Source organism: Nostoc sp. (assembly GCF_036917155.1).
GTDB lineage: Bacteria > Cyanobacteriota > Cyanobacteriia > Cyanobacteriales > Nostocaceae > Nostoc.
In genome coordinates this window covers 18,568-37,656 of sequence record NZ_JBALDZ010000013.1, presented here as the reverse complement: position 1 = coordinate 37,656, position 19,089 = coordinate 18,568, and the positions used below count along the sequence as shown (strand labels likewise).

The window sequence follows — 19,089 nt, the reverse complement described above, 5'->3', positions numbered from 1 at the left end:
ATTACCGCAATACAAGGTTTAGTCAATCAACATACCGAACTTCTCTCTGTGCTTGAGTCTCAAGCCCTGAAATACCAATTAGATAGCTAGGGACTACACCCTACACCCCACACCCCACACCCCGCCCCAACGGGGCTTGGTCAAATAAGACTTGTCGAACTCACGTTTTATTAGATAAACTTCGCTATCTACAGTCATATATGTGTCAGTAAATAAGTTATGTTCATTGGTTTAGAAAACTTATTTGGCTATGATGATAAACCTCATCTATGTTGAAACCTAGAGTTTTTTAAAAGATATATTTATGTAGGTTGGGTGGAGTGAAACGCAACCCAACATTACCACCAAATTTTATGTTGGGTTACGCGATCGCTGCACCCAACCGACAAAACTACTTATACCCCAATACGCTTCGTGTTAAGGGTTATTGGCATTGGTTATTGGTCTTTCAGACGCGATGAATCGCGTCTCTACATGAGGGTTTTGGCTGAACTGAACTGTATTGACTTATACCCAGCCTTTGACTTCTTCTTTTGTCAGAAGTCTTTGCAATTTCAGATAATCTCGTTGCGTTGCCAGGAGAATATGTTTCATCATTACTGGTTCATCTGCATCAGCGGCGATAAAAGCGGCATTCATGGCAATGTTGCGGATGTTGCCTCCAGCGACTTGTAACTGTCCGAGTTTCTGATAGTCTAGCCCTTTGATTGGTGTCTGCGGTGGGAAAATGCGCTGCCAAATTTGCGATCGATATTGTGCGGCTGGGAAGGGGAAGTCTACCATAAAGCGGATGCGGCGCAAAAAGGCGGTATCTAAAGCATTTTTTAGGTTAGTTGTCAAAATTGCTAAACCGCCGTAGGCTTCCATGCGCTGAAGCAAGTAACTTACTTCTACATTAGCGTGCCGATCGCGGCTATCTTTAACTTCCGAACGCTTGCCAAACAAAGCATCGGCTTCATCGAACAGTAAGATTACTCCTCCGGCTTCGGCGGCATCGAAAATCTTGGCTAAATTCTTTTCGGTTTCGCCTATATATTTGCTGACAACGGCGCTGAGGTCGATGCGGTAGAGATCGAGGCGAAATTGCTGTGCTAATACATCGGCTGCCATTGTTTTACCAGTACCGCTTTCGCCGTGAAACAAGGAGGTGATACCAAAACCGCGATCGCTTTTGCCAGCAAAGCCCCAGTCTTGGTAAACTTTAGACCGTTGTTGCAGATGAGTGGCGATATCAGAAAGTACCTGACGTTGGGCTTCTGGTAGCACTAAGTCATCCCAAGTAGATTTGGCGTTGATGCGTTGGGCTAAGTCATCGAGGCGAGGGCGGGCTTGAGTGCGGCAAAAATCCCAAAGTTGGGAGGAGATGCCCCCAAGCCCTGTATGAATTGGGGGAGAAATATCTGAAGAACTGGTGACTTGAAGGCAGGCGGCTTTAATGGTGGCTGGAGTGAGGTTAAATTGGGATACTAGCTTATTCAGTTGTCCGTTGAGTTGGTTTGCTGCTGTACCAAGATGAATTTCCCAGAGGGTTTTTTGTTCGTGGAAGCTGAGGGGGGGAACATCAAAGCTGACGAAAGTTTGTTGTCGAGTCGGCAGACGTTCTAGGGTGCTGATAATTGCCGGGGTCTGGAGATTTTCAATCAATAGAGAAATCGCTGTTGTTTTCACAGGATCGGCAGTGGAGATGGAGTCACAGTCGAGTAATAATAGCCGATTTCCTAATATCGCTTCTCTTTCCCATAAGCGCTTGAGTTGATGCAGTTCCTGGGGGAGACTGGGAAGGACGGCGGCGGAAATTATGCCGAGGTTAAAGCCGAGAGTGTCGCAAATATTGCTGACAATTTGATATTTGGTGGTAGATTCGGAACCGCATAATTGCAACAGGGGTAATTTGCGCGAGGCTTGCGACCAAGTGGCTATTATGCGATCGCAAATTCCGGCGTGGGAAGGAGGCAAAGGTAGGGTTTCTGGTTCAGGTTCCGGGAAAGTGACAATTCCTAAGAGTTGTTCGTCAACGGCGGCTTCCCCTAACAGATAACAGAGAATGCGTTTGTCGATTCTAATCGCCGTTTGGGTGAGGGAAAAGCCAGGGGCAAATTCAATTAATTGCCATCGTTGCAAGGGATTTTGGGGAGAGAGGACAGAGAAACTGGCTCTGGGAAAAATGGCAAGGGCTAAACTGAGGGTGGGATAATTGCGATCGCTGTTGTCATTGGCTTTGGCGCAAAGGGTGGCAAATGTGGGATCTATTTCCATACCCACGCACAGCAAGAGGATATCCCGTGCAAAGGCAGATAAATGAAATTTTGAGCAGATTTGAGCTAAGGCACTGGTTGGGGCGATCGCATAGTCAATTACGTCCTGGGGTTTGTCTTCTATATATGTTTCTAACCACTGACGAATGCGAAAGATTTCTTGCTGAATGATTTGCCAGTTGGTTTGATACCAGTTTGGTAGTCCCGTATTTGTCATAGCTTGGATATATAGGATTGTTATTTGAGCGATGCCTACGGCTGGCTACGCCTACGCATTTGTTGATATGGCGTTCGCATTTGTTGATTTAGCGAACCCATTTGTTGATTTAGCGAACCCATTTGTTGATTTAGCGAACCCATTTGTTGATATGGCGATCGCATTTGTTGATATGGCGATCGCATTTGTTGATTTGGCGAACTCATTTGTTGATTTGGCGTGTCCATAACGCAGGATATAGCAATCCTGAAAATTGTAAGGCTTCCCCGACATCTCTTACCCCACCCTAACCCTCCCCTTGTAAAGGGGAGGGAACAAGATTTTCTAGTTTCCCCCCTTTACAAGGGGGGATTAAGGGGGGTAATTCGACTTGTGTGTACACCAAGCCTTATAAAGGGGAGGGAACAAGATTTTCTAGTTTCCCCCCTTTACAAGGGGGGATTAAGGGGGGTAATTCGACTTGTGTGTACGCCAAGCCTTATAAAGGCGAGGGAACAAGATTTTCTAGTTTCCCCCCTTGTAAAGGGGGGATTAAGGGGGGTAATCCAACTTGTGTGTACAGTGTAGTCCTTTTCAGGAGGGTTGGGGGAATCTAAAAAGATGAAAACTTTCACCAAACTATTGGGCAATAACCTTTGTAACACAACAAGAATGCTTGTATCCAGAAGCTTCGCCGTTACACTAATTAATTGTTAAAGATGAGTGCATTATTATACTTTCAGCTATAGTAGAAATCCAAGAATTCCCCGAAAATATCAGACATTAAATAGAGGGTAGCGAGGAAAAATTATGTCCAAACAGAGTGGTAAGGTACAGGCGAAATCGTGGCAACCCCCCGCAGTGCAAACAGCAAGTTTTGGATTCTCCGCCAGACCATTTCCTGAGATAGCGAGAAAGGAAGAGGGGAAGCAAGCCAGCCAAGACCAATTACAGATGAAAGAAAATCAGCCGGGAGGGATGATTGATAATATCAACCGCTCACTCGCATCAGCCAGCCCACCCGCACCTTTACCGATATTGGGACTCTTAGGAGTGCAAGCAAAGCTGACCCTCGGCACAGTGGGCGATGTGTACGAGCAAGAGGCTGACCGGGTGGCGCGGCAAGTGGTAGATGAAATTCACAGTGACCCATTCCGAGCAAGCAATACAACGTCGGAGGGGGAGAGTATAGCCAACGGTGGGGAAGCGGGACGAGTGCAACGGCAGATAACTGTGCGGGCGGCGGGTGATGCAGGGGGAGAAATTTCTAGCGAGTGGGAAGGGGAGTTAGTGCGTGCCAAAGGCGGGGGACAGCCGATGTCTGCGACGGTGAGAGAGCCGATGGAGAGGTCGTTTGGGGCGGATTTTGGCGGCGTGCGCGTGCATACGGGGGCGCAGGCGGATATGTTGGCGCGATCGATTCAGGCGAAGGCGTTTACCACGGGGCAGGATGTGTTCTTTCGGCAGGGGGCGTATGAGCCGGGGAGTCGAGGGGGGCAGGAGTTGATCGCCCATGAGTTGACCCATGTGGTGCAGCAGGGTGGGAGTGGTGTTCAACAAGCCTCACAAAGTGTTTCCTCCTCTATAATTACTCGCAAGTTTGTTAAGTCTGACAGCAACCTCAATGAATATGTCTGGAAGTATAAAAACGAGACAAGCGGTAAATTTCGCTGGCTTATGTATTCAATAGATTGTGGAAAGGATATTTATCTCGATCTATCCAAAGTTAAAGAACTCGACCTGTCTGAACCTAATTTAGACCTAGTTCAAAACTTGCTGAAAAAACAAGCCATTGTTAAGTCTGGTATTTCTCAACCTCTGGCGCTCAAAACACTCTCGCTATCAGCGCAGGAAACCGTGGTTAAAAGTCTAACAGATAACTTGAAGAAGAGAGAAAATACAACCGGAAATATTGGAAAGATGGACTTTCGCTTTGAGGAACCTCGAGGTATACTTTACTACAATTCATCTTTTCCTCCTCCTGTCAATCTGACGAAAAAAGACGGAGAAAAGCGATATCAGTATGTGAAATTTGAGCCAGTTGATAACAAGAATTTAGAAGAGATACGTCAGCAGGTTTATGAAACCGAATTCCCCCACTATATAGAGCGGGTAAATTATGAAAACTACCTGTATGTTAGAGAACAATCCACCCAGACAATGCTTTCTCGTAATGTAAATGCTGTATTTAAGTGGGGTGCAAATAACGATGAAAAGACAAACGATTCTAACAGTGTCACAGAGAATATTAGAAAATCAATTTTGAAAAGAGTTAGTAACTTAAAGCAACCGCAAGACTCATACCAGAAAGTGACTTCCGCTTTAATAGGCAAAGACCGGGAGGAAGGTCAGGATGCCGCGATGGATAATATCAATGCCTCAGCCTATGCCTTAGCCACAGGCGACCTAAATGCAAATGTGACCAACTGGGAGTGGTTACACATCCGAGGCGCACGCCTTGGAGGTGCTACTCAGTCTCATAACCTGGTATCTGGTACGCTAGCAGCAAATTCACATATGATCCCAATTGAGCATGATGTACTTGAACTGTCTAAGTTAGCTTCCATGGAGCGGCCGCTCCATGTACGCTGGAGGAGCGGAGGAGGAGTACAGCATTCGCATCAGAGACAATGGATATCTATAGAAATAGAAACGCCCGAAGGATTAACCAACAACCTTGATCAAGAAATCCTTCCAAAAGGAGGTTTTGCCCGGTGGGTGTTTAATCCTGGAACTGGAGCAACTATTGATCGGCTTGATCGCGATCTCCAGTGGGGAGTTGAGACAGTAAAAGTTCGTCAGGAGAACTATCACGAACAAGCAATGGGTGTACCGAGAAACTCCATGCTTGAGAATAGTATGGAGGGGATGAAGTTGAGCAATAGATATCTGGGATTCGCAAACCTGTGGGAATGTAATGCAACTATTACTCAAACACCGGATTCAGTAAACCTCGTTACCAAAGTGAAATATATGCTACCGCTATTTAATCACTATGGGTCTCTATTCTCAAACAACTTGTTCGATGGGCTTTTGCAGACAGAGGGTACAATGCAAATATCATCCAGATTCGGTCAATTAACATTTAATGGTTCTCAGGAAAAGATATTTAATGAAAGCTTAATGAAGGTGCTTCCAATGTGTAAAAAGCGTCTACGTAATCAATTCCTGATAAATGAAGACGAAAATGAGCAAGGTTCTGAGTCCTTAGACCTTGCACAGTATAGAACCGAGCTGCAAAAGTTACAATTCAAAAATGTGGGAGACAGTATAGTAACGATAACCGTGCCCAAAAAAAAGCTAGCGACACTGAGTACGAAAAAACAATTAAAGATAGAATCAAAGAGGAGGGCGGCTCTCAAGTACTGAGGGCGATCGCTCGCTCGATCTTGTAGGGTGCGTGAATGAAATGTAACGCACCAACTCTTGATTTCCGGTGCGTTACGCTGTCGAATTCGCACCCTACGAGCTTAAAAGTCAAGCGAACTCTAATTTATGCTGGTGGTGGTGGGTGCAATCTTCTGAATCTTGTACGGTGCAAAGTATGAAACGTAACCTACCATCCATTTGCTAAACTCAAGATAAACCAGTTAAAAATTCCACGAATGGAACAACAAAGACTAGAAGGAACTTGGGAAGAAATTCTACAGCATACTGCTGAATTAGAAGGTAAGCGAGTCATCTTGACCATTTTGCCCAGCCTATCTTCTAATGACTCTCCAAAACTAACCCTAGATCAAACATTAAAAGGAAGGATTGGACAAGTTAACTTTCAGCCATCGAACTTATCAGGGCGAGTGGAAGAAGCATTTACAGAGTTTTTAGAAAATAAAGACTGATCAACATAAAAGGCATGACACTTTGCGATGCTTCTCCTCTAATTGCTCTAATTAATCGAGGTGATGACAATCATCAACGCTGCGTTGATATTCTACCATCATTGTCAGCCCCCCTAATCACGACTTGTTTTTGTTTGACCGAAGCGATGTATTTATTGGGGAGATACGGGGGTTGGTTAGCACAACAAGAATTATGGAGTTATGTTGTTGATAAGCTATTGATAATATCTGAGCAAACTTCAGATAATTTAACTCGGATGAGAAACTTAATGGAACAATATAGAGATGTTCCGATGGACTTAGCAGATGCCTCTTTGGTAGCAACGGCTGAAATGCTGAATACTAGACAAATTTTCACCCTTGATGGAGATTTTTACATTTATCGATTGTGGGATAATTCATCGTTTGAGGTTATCCCTTAAAATAAGTGCGATCGCCTGATCTTGTAGGTTGGGTTGAGCGATAGCGAAACCCAACAAAGTCCCGAAGATGTTGGGTTTCGTGCCTCAACCCAACCTACTATGGTTATAAAATTTCGGAAATTACAAGTAACATCATTACCTATTTCTAATCACTATTTTGGGGCTAATATACTGATTAAAAGTTTGACTATCTGGATTTGTATCCACGCTCAAAATACTTTCCGCACCGTCCACTTGTACACGCGCTAAATATTCACCTGTCTTGACTCCAGAGATCACAAATTTAATCAAATTAGTCTTTTCTTGCCGTCGCTTAGAAGCTTCAAACATATAACCTACAGGATCATTTGACGAACGCTCATTTAGCAACAAAACTACCTGCTGCCCTTTGGCAATTTTGAGATTAACTTTGATACTTACCTCAGCCGATCGCAGTTCATCTCCACTCCCTTGAATCTTAGATACTTTAACTTGTATAATCGTCGGGCGCACTACAACAGCTACAGCGTTTGACTCCACTCTGCCTCTAGGCGCTGGTGGTATCCCTGTCATTACTTGATGAACCACTTGCAACCTCTGCACACCAGCCCGCAACTCATCAGCAGATACCAAAGACAGAGGCAAAACTATCTGCTTTTCACTTACCTGTTCTGGAGTCACCACCACATCACCTATCCGCACATGGGTGACATCGCCCTTTAACCGCTGACCTCGAATCATCAAAGAACTGTCTGCTAAAATTGGCTGATATACACCTGCTTGGGACACAACTTTTTCTACCATCGGTTGAGCCATAAAAGGCACAAGTAAAGGTTTGTATTCCCCCACAGGCAAAGCTTTTTGAGCAGACTCCGCCCCATCAATTAAGACAACGCTGGTTTGGTAGGCAACTGATAAATTATAGGGAGTCTGGAAAAGTACAGACCACACCTTAGATAAATCTTCTAAAGACAAATCAAGTGGCTCAATTTTGATTAATTCTACTTGATTAGCGAGGTCAGAATCAGCTAAAAAGCTAAAGCTGGAGTCAGCCAGCGCATCTTGAATTATCTGCGGATTAATTATTGGATAGTCTTGCAGCGATCGCACAACGCTACCCAGCAGACGTTGCGGTTCCAATTCGACTTCATTGCCATAGAAACTCAGCAAATAGTAGAGGTCTAAACCTCTTTGACTGCGTTTGGTTGGCTGTCCATTAGATTCTCTGTAGCCATGTCCATGATTGTTACTCCAGATATGATTGGGTGTGACATGGTAAAGAAATAAATTAACCCCTGTTTCTGACGTACCGCTTCCCAAATTACTAGGCTTAACTGTTGTTACCCTAGCGTTATCTACATCTAGTTGAATGCTTGCCTGCAAGGTTCTTTGTAGCACTGCTGTTACAGTGGCAATAGCTAAATAATTACTCATCTGTTATCTATTATTTTTTTGTGTTAAGGTTCTGTACCTCATGTATCGCAATCATTTCTTAAAATTGGTGTGACTTAGTTATTACAATAAATGGCCTCATTTCTGTAATTGCCAGTTTTGATCAGCGAGGTAATGTAAAGGAGAACTGTGCGCCTCTTCAGGGAGATTGTCTACCCAAAACGGTTCGGTTAACCTGTTTATTCCTCGAAGATCCCCCCAACCCCCCTTAAAAGGGGGGCTTAAAACCCTCTTTATACCCCCTTAAAAAGGGGGTCGCCGTAGGCGGGGGGATCTTAACCGAACCGTATTTCTACCCAAAACCCAAAGACTGCCGCGATAGTCGAGGATAATTTTTTTAGCGATCGCTAATCCTAACCCTGTTCCTCCTGGTCTTTGAGTATAAAAAGGCGCAAATGCTTGTAAAAGAACTTCTGGGTCAACTCCAGGGACGCGATCGCGTACTTGAAAAATTGCTTCATTTCTAAATATTTGCCAGTGCCAGCTAATAGTTCCCCCTTATGGGCTAAAACTAACAGCATTGCTCAATAAATTGTCGAAAACTTGCTTTAGCTGCCACCGATCCACTGCTAAAGTAATCGGCGCATTCGGAAGCCATAATAAAAATTCCTAAAAGGCATCCCTGCACCGCCAATGGACTGAATAGCCCTCTTTTGTCACTCTGGGGAAATAAAAATTGAGGCTAAATGATGAAACCTAGATTTAGTGAGAAAATTAGCGATCGCAAACTAATAGAAACTCCAAACAAAGCTCAATAGGCAAAATCCTGTCTGAGCAAGAGTTACAGATTATTATCTGCCAAAAGTAACAAAAGAGCATTAGCAATTAGCAATTAGCAACTAGCAATTAGCAATTAGCAATTAGCAATTAGCAACTAGCAATTAGCCAGCCTTTTTATTCCAAAGGTGTTAAACCCGTTTGACCTAGCAAGCGCTGACCTTCACGGGTTTTGAGAATTTCGGCAAATTTTTCACCGATACGGGGGCGATCGTTATCGCGGGGATAGACGATCACAATTGGATATGCCAGAGGATATTGTCCGTTCTTCAATAACTCAGCCTTGGGATGATAACTGCCTTTCTTGTCACACAAGTCTGTGCTGGGGTCGATATCCCTGTTATTATTCAATACAATTACCTGTTTCGGCGGTTGCCCCTTTGCCTGTAAAGCTAAGGGATAAACAGAACACTGACCAACAATTTTGCTTAAGGAACTAAATCCAATTCCCCCTATTTGTCGGGATTCAAAATCTTGGATTACTGTTCGCATCATCTCAAATTCTGGTAGCTTATTAAGCTTAGATATAGCAAAGTGTTTTTCATTTCTGCTTTCCATATCTTCTTTTTTATTCAACATTAATTGCTGGAATATTTCTACCGCTTCTTTATCTTTTGGTGCATACAAATTCACGGGCAATTCAGAAGCACCCAACTCCACCCAAGAATCAACTTTTTTTGCATACAATTGACGCAACTGCTCCAAAGTAATCTGTCCGTTAAGCTTTTGTGGTAGTCCTTTTTCACGTTGAGCGTAGCTGAAGGCAACGAAAACTGCTAAACCATCGTAGGCAATTGTCTGCGCCTCTAAGTCTCTTGGTAATGGTTGAATTAATGGGACAATCGCAAAAGCTGTTTGTCCTGACTGAACTTTGGCAATAGCATCTGCTGTTGATTCTGCTGGCTGATAACTCAGATATAACTTGGGCTGTGCAGCTTGCAATCTTTGTTCTAGTTTTTGATTTTTGGCAATTAAATCAGGCTGTCGAAGTACATATTGCCAAATACCATCGCGTGCAGAGGTGTAAGTAAACTTACCGGGAGGAATTGCTGCCACATCTTTTAAACAACAAATTTTTGGTGTATTCTCCGTAGCAGTACTTAACTGCGATTTATTAATCAGCATCCATACCAGCCACCCAAGCATTCCCAAACCTACGGCACTTAAAAGCAGTATTAACACACGAGGAAACTTTCTGACAGGTTCTATCTCAGGCTCTGCTTCTTTTCGATGTACAAGGGCTAGTGATGCACTAGGCAACCGTTGTAATTCTTGACGGGCAGAAAAAGCATTCTCAAATGGCAATTCCAACTCCATCAGTCGTAGTATCCATGCCTTCAATTGAGGATCTGCGCCTCCCCAGTGCTTTTCATTTCTGGGATCAAGGGGTTCACCCATTTCTGTAACAACTCTTCCCGCCAGCAAGTAAAAGGCAATGTAACCCAAGGAAACTAAATCCTGGGACTTTTGTAAAGAGGGAAGAGATTTGTCTTGAATTGGATTGAACAGTCCTTCCCATACAGCTAAATCGGATAGATAAATAAAGAAATCTAGATTATCCTGTGCGAAAGATTCACCCTTGATTAGCAGTAAAGTATCAAGGTTGAGATTGCCATGAATTAATCCATTTTGCACTCCTCCTGCTTTAAAACGAAACTTTTGACCGTGGAGAAATTCCAGTGTTTGTAACACTTGATGCGCCACTTTTTTTACCTGGCAGTCTGACATTGCTCCCAAACTTAAATAGCGGTTCAGCGTGGGACAGTCATACCGTTCGTCGATTACCAGATAACAGCGTTCATCCATTGCATCGGCGATCGCTTCCAATGGCTGCAAAAACCGGAAATCTTGCACTCTACCATCAGCAAAGCTGATACCAGCCAAATTCTTAAACAGTTGTTTGTGCTGCCGCGTTTCATCTTCATTGAAATACCGTCCTGGCAACAAATATTCTTTAATGACGACAGGCTCATTTACTCCTAGCTGAGTAGCGGCATAAAGTCGCCCTATACCACGCCTACCTAAATATTTCTCAATCCGATAAATTCCACGATCGCCCTTAATTTCTGAGTTGTTTGCTAAAAGGGACGGGAAACCGCACAACTGGCAAGTCTTAATTCTGGACTCATCCTCTGGTATATGAGAAGAGCGATCGCACCTTAGAGGGTCTTTGTCAGAGCAACGATAGCGCTTGTAAGGCGAGTTAGAGAATTGTACACCTGCTTCTTTTGGCAAGACAACGGATTCAAAAATAGGCTTTTTAGTTTCTTCTGCTGTATCGGCTTCTTTTGGAAATAACTCATCGTGAATGTCTGCCAGAATTGGCTGCAACCAAGAATACCGTCTCAGCACATTGAACTGAGACAGCCTAACTTGAATTGGATACCGTTGTAAATAAACTTTGACTATGGTCTGTGGGAGCTTTTTTATTGACATGATTGCTAATTGCTGATTGCTAATTGCTAGTTGCTAATTGCTAATTGCTAATTGCTGATTGCTAATTGCTAGTTGCTAATTGCTAATTGCTAATTGCTGATTGCTAATTGCTGATTGCTGATTGCTGATTGCTAATTGCTAATTGCTAATTTTTTTATTAGCCATTAGCCATTAGCCATTAGCCATTAGCTATTAGCCATTAGCCAATAGACTTAAGGTAAGCATTAAGTTTTGGTGATAGTTCATCAATAATTGGATTGAGTAGTTTGGTTTGTTCATTTGTTAAGAGATTTCGCTTGTAAGCGCGTCTTAGCCAATTTATTGTTTCATATAAAGAACCTCTGGCAATTTTGATAAAACGTCGATTATCTTGAAAGTTATATCGCCCCTCACCCTCTGCAATATTTGCACTTATGCTATCGGCAGCCCTAACGATTTGTTTACCAATAGTATCCTTAGCAAAATAGTCCCAGCCCTTGACAATTTGCCAAATTTCATCCGCCAACTTTTCTGACAGTTTGTAAACTTCTAATCTCTCAAAATTAGGTCTACCCACTAAAACTCCTTTAATTACACTTATTAGCCATTAGCCATTAGCCATTAGCCATTAACCATTAGCAATTTACGGTTTAACTAGTGTCGTACTTTGCGCCTCTTTTACTAACTCTTGCATGACCATCTTTAATGTTGATTTTGCTACAAGTTGATTTTCATTGAGTTTAAGGGCAGCTTGCAAAACTGGCACTGCTTGTTGATAGCGCTTGAGTTTAGAGAGGACTACTCCACGTCCAGTGAGAGCATCAGCGCTTTGTGGATTGATTTTCACCGCTCGCTTGTACGCAAACAAAGCTTCTTCATAACGTTTCATGTCTGTTAGCACTATGCCCCGGTTGTACCAAGCTTCAAAAGACTTGCTGTTGAACAAAAGAGCTTTGTCTGTAGATGCTAGTGCTTCGTTATAGTTTTTTAACTGCCAGAGGACAACGCTCTGGTTTGCCCAGCCTTCAGCGTTGTTTGGTTCGAGTTCTAGCGCTTTGTTGTAAGCCAAAAGTGCGTAATTATACTGTTTTAGTTTGCTCAATATAGTACCCTGATTAAACCATGCCTGGGTGTAGTTCTGATTGAGTGCGATCGCCTTTTTAGTCGATTCAAGCGCTTCTTTATATCGTTCTAAGTGCCAAAGCGCCACGCTGCGATTGCTCCAAGCTTCTGCGTAGTCGGGTTTCATCCCCACTGTTCGCTGTAGGGATGCAAGTGCTTTATCATACTGCCCCTGTCCTGCCTGTGCCTCGCCTAGCTCGTTCCACGCCTGAGCCAGACCAATTTCTTGCCAATTGCCATCTCCTTTAATTGCTTCGTTACAAGCTGCTTCTGCGTCTTTATACTGTTGATTTTTGTTAAGAATAGTACAGCGTCCTACCTGTGCAAAGGAGTATTTAGGGTTGAGGGCAATGGAGCGATCGTAGGAAGTAAGCGCTTCAGTGTTGCGGGACAGTTTCTCTAAAACTGTAGCTTGGGCAGCCCAAGCGATCGCATCATTCGGGTCAATGGTAAGCAATTTGTCATAATCGGCGATGGCTTGTTCTAATTTGTTCAACTGACGATGGGCAATTGCCCGATTTGCCAAGGCGAAGGTCTGGCTTTTATTTCCCCAATCACCGTTACCATTTAAAGCTTGATTGCATGTAGCAATTGCTTCAATAAATTGTCCCAGTTTGTTCAGCGCCTCACAGCGATATGCCAGGGTTAAGGACTCTTTTGGCTGCAACAACAGCGTCCGGTCAAAAGCTACAATTGCTTTTTCGTACTGATTTTGATGACTGAGAATCAGCCCGCGATGGAACCATGCTAGCTTCGGCGATTTTCTTCCCCAGTTACCATCAACTTTTAGCGCTTGGTTGCAGGTGTCTAAAGCTTCTTCATTGCGTCCCAAAGCCATTAACGCCATGCACTTGTAGGTGAATGCCAGGGAAGTTTTCGAGTTAAATTTGAGCGCTTGCTCAGAAGAAGCGATCGCTTCTGGATATTGTTTCATCAACAGCAGCACACCGCTATAGTCAGTCCAAGCCAAGGGATTTTTTGGTTTGAGGACTATCGCCTGTTCGCAAGCAGCTTTGGCTTCTTCGTACTTTTGTGCGTCTAGCTGTAAATTACATAGATTAGACCAGTAGCTAAAGTCTTTCAGTTTTTCATCAAATGTAAGTGCCAATACTAAGGGAGAGGCGACTTTTGCTGATACATTTTTGACGTTGTACAGTTGAGGAGACAAGAAAAATAAAGTAAGGGTCGCTATGCCAAAGGTTTTTTGGTGGCGCTGCATAAAAGCTATTAGTGGCCTGTGGAATATACTAAGTAGCAAAGTATAACTAAACATGGGTTAAGAATGTAAATAGCTAATGGCTAATGGCTAATGGCTGATGGCTAATGGCTAATGGCTGATGGCTAATGGCTGATGGCTAATGGTTAATGGTTAATGGCTAATGGCTAATGGCTAATTGCTAGTTGCTAATGGCTAATGGCTAATGGCTAATGGCTAATGGCTAATGGCTGATGGCTGATGGCTAATGGCTAATGGCTAATGGCTGATAGCTAATGGTTAATGGCAACTAGCAATTAGCAATTAGCCATTAGCAATTAGCAACTAGCAATTAGCCATTAGCAACTAGCCATTAGCAATTAGCAACTAGCAATTAGCACCAAAACTTAGTATTCCCAAAAAAATAGTCGAGTTATGAAAATTTTGATAATTTCTTTGATTTTCCCCTTGCTGTTAACAACGGTGGCTGAGGCGGCGAATTCTGACAGTGTGAAGCGGTTGCTAGAAACCAGAGAGTGTGAGAATTGTGATTTGGTAAATGCTAACCTCAAGGGTTTTTATCTGCGTGGAGCAAATCTAAGAGGTGCGAATCTCAAGGGGGCGAACTTGAATGGAGCGGATTTGCGTGGAGCGTTTCTGGTGAAGGCGAATCTGACAGATGCGGATTTGCGAAACGCGAATTTAGAAAATGCTAATTTACTTGATGCCAAGTTGGAGGGAGTGAGATGGAATAATACTATCGTGAGCGATCGCACTGTAATTAGTAGTAAATGGCGTTTGGTTATGCAGGTGGTTAACCAAGGGGTGCGCCAAGATTTGCAGGAAGCTGACCTTAAAGGGGCGAACTTTAACGGAGTTGACTTACGAAATGTAAATTTAGCAGGGGCGAATCTGGAAAAAGCTACCTTAGAAGATGCGCTGCTGAGTGGAGCTAATTTCAACCAGACGAATCTCCAAAAAACCAGCTTTTTTATCAGTGATTTGAGAAACGCCAGCTTCAGCGAAGCAAATTTGAAAGACAGTAGGTTAATGGCGACGGACTTGCGCGGAGCAATTCTCACACAAACAGACCTGAGTCGTGCGAATCTGAGTAATGCTTACCTCGGTAGTGCAAATTTGGAAGACTCTAACTTAAATTCAGCTAATTTAGCACGAGCATACCTCACCAATGCAAATCTTAGCAGGGCAAAGCTACAGCGTACTAACTTATTTACTGCTGATTTACGAGGGTCAAATCTCGATAGTGTAGATTTGAGAAGTGCTAATCTCCGTGGTGCAGATGTCAGCGATACGGTGGTGAAAAACGGCAATTTACGCGCACTGAAGTTGGAGGGGGCAAATTTACAAAAGATGAAATTGAGCGGTGCTGACTTGAGCGGTCTTAATCTCAAGAATGTTGACTTCAACGGTAGCGATTTGAGCAATACTAACTTAAGTGGCGCTAATTTGAGTGGAGCTAATCTTAAAGGTGTTAACCTTAGCGGTGCGAATTTAATACAAGCAAATCTCAGTGGTGCAGAACTAAGTCAAGCCAACCTAAGCAAGGCTAATTTAACTCGTGCTAACCTAAGCGGTGCTAATCTGCAACAAACTATTCTTAGCGGCATTAAGCTTGACTATGCTAACTTTTGCAATGCCACCATGCCTAACGGCTCTAAAGGTAAGTGCTGAACTCCATATCGGGAAGTGAATGAATTCACGCGGGATTGTGATGAACGTGTACAAAACTCGAAGCTCATACGGTATTGAGCCGAGATACCGCATTAACTCCACTTGTTGTCAAATTCTCGTAGACATCAGCTGCTGCAATCAGATAATTTGACTTTTGGCGACTATGACCAAAGTGATGGCTGCGCCAACGCCAAGGGCGAACACGGCAATAATCTTCAAACGTGCTGTGACTTGAACGGTACAGCCTGCGATCGCGCAATTCTGCCAGCGCCTTCCCCGCCTCAAAAAACGCTCTTTCCACACGGCGCTACATTTAACTGAATGGCTCAACAGTGGCGTTGACGAAGAAATCATTGTATTGACACGGAATCTCTTGACATTCCCCAAACTCATGCAATGTCGCCGCCACAGCCCGGATAAGCCAGTCCTTGAGTACCCCAACATAACCAATGGAACATCGCTTTCTCAACAAGAAGCTTCGCTTCCTGAAAGCGCAGAGTGGGAATAAGAAGACAGGAGGTAAAGATCGCTTCAGTAAGCGATACTTAAACTCTGCCACATTTCCCCAAATTAGGCAGGTCAGACTCAGTACTAGCGTCAACGTCAACCCAGAACCGAATACACCACGGTGAGACACCACCCCAAAGACAGGCAATAAATACTTGTCATACGCCATTTGATATAGAATTCGGGGACAATTGGAAACAACTGTCGCACAAGCTAGTAAGCAAGAAGCTGCCAGCAAAAAAGTAATTATCAGACCAGCTGACTTTCCCCAGAAAGGCTCAGATGCGGCTAGCAGATTTAAAAAAGCACTGTCCTTGAGTTCCGGATTTATGGCTAACCGCATCACAACCCAAGAACCTCCCACATAAATCGGGAGCATCAACCAAGCTGCAATCTTAAGACCTAGTAGGGTCTTTTGAGGACGGCGGCTGTCAGCAACAAAAGAAGAAGATGTTTCACAGGCGAAAGTCCCATAGGTGACAAACGAGATTAGAAGACTGGTGGTTTGGGGCATGAGTCGGATTAGACATGATTCGGAATCCTGTGACGCTTTATGAATTTCATTACTTAGAGTTCCCATTTCATTCAAATAATTCGTAATTTAGTTTTGCAACGCAGGGAAAAGATTCTTCAGAAAAACGAGATGACCGCGTTTTTGATTCCCATTGATCGGGAAACTAAGCTTGAAATGCAGAGGTGCAGAGGTGCAGAGGAGAGTTCAATGTGCCAAGTTCAATCCCCTCTGCCCCTCTGCTCAAGAGCACAAGGTTTTGAGAGATGTGGTGAGAAATCCGGGTTCACTGTTCCATCAAAACCGTTACTGTGAGTCGGTGATTGTGCAGTTTCCCAGTTGGGATTCCGTCGGCGAAGAGGATACGGTTAGTTCTATTACAAGCCAACCAGCATTTTTCGCAACAATTCTTTATATTTCCGCTTAGGTGATCGCGCGATACTGTTTCTTAAGTAGTTACACAAAATTAAGACATAAAACCCTTATCCAGACTAGAAATTTATGTGTAGATAATTCTGTGAGATTACTTATCTGGTTACTCTATTGCACTTGGTATTAGATAACACCATACAAAGAGATTTCAACGTGAGTCCCGAACCAACTACCCAACGAACGACTAGAAAAACAAGCAAGCCTAAAAATGTTGCTAGAGCCAAAAAAGAAGATTCACAGGATGTAGTTCATGCTACTACATTGTTGGTAGATAAGGAAGGTTCTAATTTGGCTGCTACGACGATACCGTTAGATAAGATTGTCATGCCAAAAACGCAACCCCGGCGCTATTTTGCGCCCAAGGCAATGCAATCTCTGGTGGAGTCAGTTAAGCGCAATGGCATCCTGGTCCCCCTTCTGCTACGACCAATGGGAGATAAGTATGAATTAGTGGCTGGCGAGAGGAGATACAAAGCTGCAAAGGATATAGGTTTAAGTGAAGTGCCTGCAACTATCAGGGAGATATCGGACTTTCAAGCAATGCAGTATGCACTGACTGAGAATTTACAGCGTGAAGACCTAAATCCTGTAGAGGAGACAGAAGGGATTTTAGATTTATTAGGTTTGAGATTGGAAACTGATAGGCAAGGGGTAATCTCTCTACTGAATAAACTAGCAAAGGTCAAACGAGGTTTAGCGGACAACAATGTCCGCCCAGAAGAGTCACTTTTAGTGGAAGAGATATTTACAAGCATTGGTAGGATAACGCCTGAGACGTTTAGAACGCACAGAGTACCGCTGCTTAATCTTCACAGTGACATCTTAGAGGCTCTTCGCTCTGGGCAAATTGAATATACTAAAGCCAGAGAGATAGATAAGATTTCGTCAGATTATGACCGCATAGAGCTTTTAGAAGCAGCGATAGAGCATTCTTTATCATTAAACCAAATTCGAGAGCAGGTCAAAGCTTTACAACCACCATCCCAAAATGGGGAACTTCAAAAACTTCTGGAAAAGACCTATAAAAAAGCCAAAAAGTCTAAGGTATGGTCTGATCATGACAAACAGGAGAAATTTAAATCTTTGCTCTTTGAATTACAATATCTGCTGAGTACAGAAGATTGATATCGTTAATGTCAGAATAGAGAATTCAGAATCCTCTACCCATAAAGAGATAGAGTATTAAGGCGAGAATATTTAATACTAGTTTCGCCCACCATTCCACTGGCTTTTAACCAATATTCAGACGCTTGCTTTCCTCGCTACCGTAACCGTTCGCGTTCCTCCTCTTATGAAGATTGATTACTAAAAAATAGTATTTTTCATAAAAGGGAAAGGTTTGGTGGTAGAAGTATTAATTAAGCATCTATGTAACTAAATTCTAACCGAAAAAACAAAGGGACAGAGGATAGATATTTATCCGATTTGTTTAAGCCAAACAAAAAAGATTTGTGTCTAGACATGTAGTGGAGAAAGCCGAAGAAAGCTCTTTTCCAGACTTGGGCGGACTGCCGTCGAGACAGAGGGTGTCCTAATATCAAAACCCTACATTTATGTATAGGGTTTCTCCAGTCACTGAGCTTGTCGTTAGCGCCGCCTCTCGTAGAGAAGTAATACTCCCCATACCTCTTCCTCTCTGCTTGTTCTTATTCTTCATTTTGAATTCAAAATGAAGAATAAGAATAATTTTAAATTAATTAATTCTGGGTACAAGCCCCCACTGATTGTCTTTAATTTTGAATTCCCCGTTCGCGTAGCGTCTCGAAGAGAAGGGGTTGACACCAGTAACATCTGCATAACGCAGTCATCCAAAACTGCGAAGGGGAAATTTATGCTTGATAGTTCAAGTCAATATGGGCAAAGGGAATCGGCAAGTTCAGCCCAGGGCGACAATGGCAGCGATAAAAATTATTTTCCACCTCCCCCTGCTACGTCCTTGCCCAAAGTCAGTGGAGCGATCGCTGGGATGGGTGAGAAGTTTGCTGCCAATCCCTTCACAGGTAAAAATTCTTTGCTCAGTATTCCCATTCCGAGTTGCGGGGACTTTGCTCCCAAATATGTCATTGTTTTACGATTCGGGAGAGGGGAATACCCGAATTTCTCACGCTTTTGGGTGGGGAGGTGCTGCGTTGCACAAAGCGCTCGATATGAAGCGCCCATTCTCAATTCCTCCTCATTCTCCCCACACCCCTCAATTTCTCGCTTGTGAGAAATCCAGGAATAGTCCGTTTGGGTTTGACTGCTCTAGTTCGACTAGCCAATCAGTAGGTTTCTAGATGTTGCCAGAGTATACGG

At 43.4% G+C, this 19,089-nt stretch carries 15 protein-coding genes and 1 pseudogene; 7 read left to right on the top strand and 9 right to left on the bottom strand.

All coding sequences use genetic code 11. From position 1 onward, the window contains the following. Positions 1–320: 320 nt before the first annotated feature. Positions 321–461 (top strand): hypothetical protein, encoded by a 141-nt coding sequence (locus tag V7K67_RS01755; protein WP_334729644.1) that lies wholly within the window; start codon positions 321–323, stop codon positions 459–461. Positions 462–507: 46 nt separating this feature from the next. Here the strand turns inward: V7K67_RS01755 and V7K67_RS01750 are convergent, their stop codons facing one another. Then, positions 508–2,472, bottom strand: a complete 1,965-nt coding sequence (locus V7K67_RS01750) for an ATP-binding protein (protein WP_335165025.1) — start codon at positions 2,470–2,472, stop codon at positions 508–510. A gap of 35 nt (positions 2,473–2,507) precedes the next feature. Continuing rightward, positions 2,508–2,678: a hypothetical protein gene (locus V7K67_RS01745; RefSeq protein ID WP_335165023.1), complete on the bottom strand. Its 171-nt coding sequence runs from the start codon at positions 2,676–2,678 to the stop codon at positions 2,508–2,510. Positions 2,679–3,261: 583 nt separating this feature from the next. Between V7K67_RS01745 and V7K67_RS01740 the strand changes: the two genes are divergently transcribed. The 3 genes from V7K67_RS01740 (at position 3,262) to V7K67_RS01730 (ending at position 6,712) form a co-directional block, all read left to right on the top strand. Then, positions 3,262–5,820 (top strand): eCIS core domain-containing protein, encoded by a 2,559-nt coding sequence (locus tag V7K67_RS01740; RefSeq protein WP_335165021.1) that lies wholly within the window; start codon positions 3,262–3,264, stop codon positions 5,818–5,820. Positions 5,821–6,056: 236 nt separating this feature from the next. Further along, positions 6,057–6,290 (top strand): hypothetical protein, encoded by a 234-nt coding sequence (locus V7K67_RS01735; RefSeq protein WP_292864686.1) that lies wholly within the window; start codon positions 6,057–6,059, stop codon positions 6,288–6,290. Between the two features lie 14 nt (positions 6,291–6,304). Beyond that, positions 6,305–6,712: a type II toxin-antitoxin system VapC family toxin gene (locus V7K67_RS01730; protein WP_335165019.1), complete on the top strand. Its 408-nt coding sequence runs from the start codon at positions 6,305–6,307 to the stop codon at positions 6,710–6,712. 135 nt (positions 6,713–6,847) lie between these two features. Here V7K67_RS01730 and V7K67_RS01725 read toward each other — a convergent pair whose 3' ends face one another. From V7K67_RS01725 to V7K67_RS01710, 5 genes are all read right to left on the bottom strand, one after another. Then, positions 6,848–8,125 carry a DUF4255 domain-containing protein gene (locus V7K67_RS01725; RefSeq protein ID WP_335165017.1) on the bottom strand — a complete coding sequence of 426 codons (1,278 nt, stop codon included), beginning with the start codon at positions 8,123–8,125 and terminating at the stop codon, positions 6,848–6,850. Positions 8,126–8,386: 261 nt separating this feature from the next. Further along, complete coding sequence (locus V7K67_RS34265) at positions 8,387–8,632, bottom strand: ATP-binding protein (protein ID WP_442943736.1); 246 nt, start codon at positions 8,630–8,632, stop codon at positions 8,387–8,389. Between the two features lie 405 nt (positions 8,633–9,037). Then, positions 9,038–11,356 carry a substrate-binding domain-containing protein gene (locus tag V7K67_RS01720; protein ID WP_335165015.1) on the bottom strand — a complete coding sequence of 773 codons (2,319 nt, stop codon included), beginning with the start codon at positions 11,354–11,356 and terminating at the stop codon, positions 9,038–9,040. Positions 11,357–11,555: 199 nt separating this feature from the next. Next, a complete protein-coding gene (locus V7K67_RS01715) occupies positions 11,556–11,912 on the bottom strand; it encodes a four helix bundle protein (protein ID WP_334729655.1) in 357 nt (118 codons plus the stop codon). 66 nt (positions 11,913–11,978) lie between these two features. Continuing rightward, on the bottom strand, positions 11,979–13,676 hold the full coding sequence (locus tag V7K67_RS01710; RefSeq protein WP_335165013.1) for a tetratricopeptide repeat protein: 1,698 nt from the start codon (positions 13,674–13,676) through the stop codon (positions 11,979–11,981). Positions 13,677–14,087: 411 nt separating this feature from the next. Between V7K67_RS01710 and V7K67_RS01705 the strand changes: the two genes are divergently transcribed. Continuing rightward, positions 14,088–15,344, top strand: a complete 1,257-nt coding sequence (locus V7K67_RS01705) for a pentapeptide repeat-containing protein (protein ID WP_335165011.1) — start codon at positions 14,088–14,090, stop codon at positions 15,342–15,344. 109 nt (positions 15,345–15,453) lie between these two features. Here the strand turns inward: V7K67_RS01705 and V7K67_RS01700 are convergent. Together V7K67_RS01700 and V7K67_RS01695 are read right to left on the bottom strand one after the other, a co-directional pair. Continuing rightward, a pseudogene (locus V7K67_RS01700) lies at positions 15,454–15,651 on the bottom strand (hypothetical protein); the annotation flags it as partial. A 6-nt stretch (positions 15,652–15,657) separates the two neighbouring features. Continuing rightward, the gene (locus V7K67_RS01695) at positions 15,658–16,365 is read right to left on the bottom strand and encodes an amino acid permease (protein ID WP_335165009.1); all 708 of its coding nucleotides are present in this window, start codon (positions 16,363–16,365) and stop codon (positions 15,658–15,660) included. 582 nt (positions 16,366–16,947) lie between these two features. Between V7K67_RS01695 and V7K67_RS01690 the strand changes: the two genes are divergently transcribed. Beyond that, entirely contained in the window at positions 16,948–17,919 is a 972-nt protein-coding gene (locus tag V7K67_RS01690; RefSeq protein WP_335165007.1) for a ParB/RepB/Spo0J family partition protein, read from the top strand. A 706-nt stretch (positions 17,920–18,625) separates the two neighbouring features. Further along, a complete protein-coding gene (locus V7K67_RS01685; protein WP_334729661.1) occupies positions 18,626–19,003 on the top strand; it encodes a hypothetical protein in 378 nt (125 codons plus the stop codon). Positions 19,004–19,089 lie beyond the last annotated feature (86 nt).

Bases quoted from the DNA above. Each gene is read 5' to 3' on its own strand.
- V7K67_RS01705 (WP_335165011.1), top strand. From the start codon at position 14,088: ATGAAAATTTTGATAATTTCTTTGATTTTCCCCTTGCTGTTAACAACG.
- V7K67_RS01735 (WP_292864686.1), top strand. From the start codon at position 6,057: ATGGAACAACAAAGACTAGAAGGAACTTGGGAAGAAATTCTACAGCAT.
- V7K67_RS01750 (WP_335165025.1), bottom strand. From the start codon at position 2,472: ATGACAAATACGGGACTACCAAACTGGTATCAAACCAACTGGCAAATC.
- V7K67_RS01710 (WP_335165013.1), bottom strand. From the start codon at position 13,676: ATGCAGCGCCACCAAAAAACCTTTGGCATAGCGACCCTTACTTTATTT.
- V7K67_RS01745 (WP_335165023.1), bottom strand. From the start codon at position 2,678: ATGAGTTCGCCAAATCAACAAATGCGATCGCCATATCAACAAATGCGA.
- V7K67_RS01725 (WP_335165017.1), bottom strand. From the start codon at position 8,125: ATGAGTAATTATTTAGCTATTGCCACTGTAACAGCAGTGCTACAAAGA.
- V7K67_RS01730 (WP_335165019.1), top strand. From the start codon at position 6,305: ATGACACTTTGCGATGCTTCTCCTCTAATTGCTCTAATTAATCGAGGT.
- V7K67_RS01685 (WP_334729661.1), top strand. From the start codon at position 18,626: ATGCTTGATAGTTCAAGTCAATATGGGCAAAGGGAATCGGCAAGTTCA.
- V7K67_RS01695 (WP_335165009.1), bottom strand. From the start codon at position 16,365: ATGCCCCAAACCACCAGTCTTCTAATCTCGTTTGTCACCTATGGGACT.
- V7K67_RS01720 (WP_335165015.1), bottom strand. From the start codon at position 11,356: ATGTCAATAAAAAAGCTCCCACAGACCATAGTCAAAGTTTATTTACAA.
- V7K67_RS01740 (WP_335165021.1), top strand. From the start codon at position 3,262: ATGTCCAAACAGAGTGGTAAGGTACAGGCGAAATCGTGGCAACCCCCC.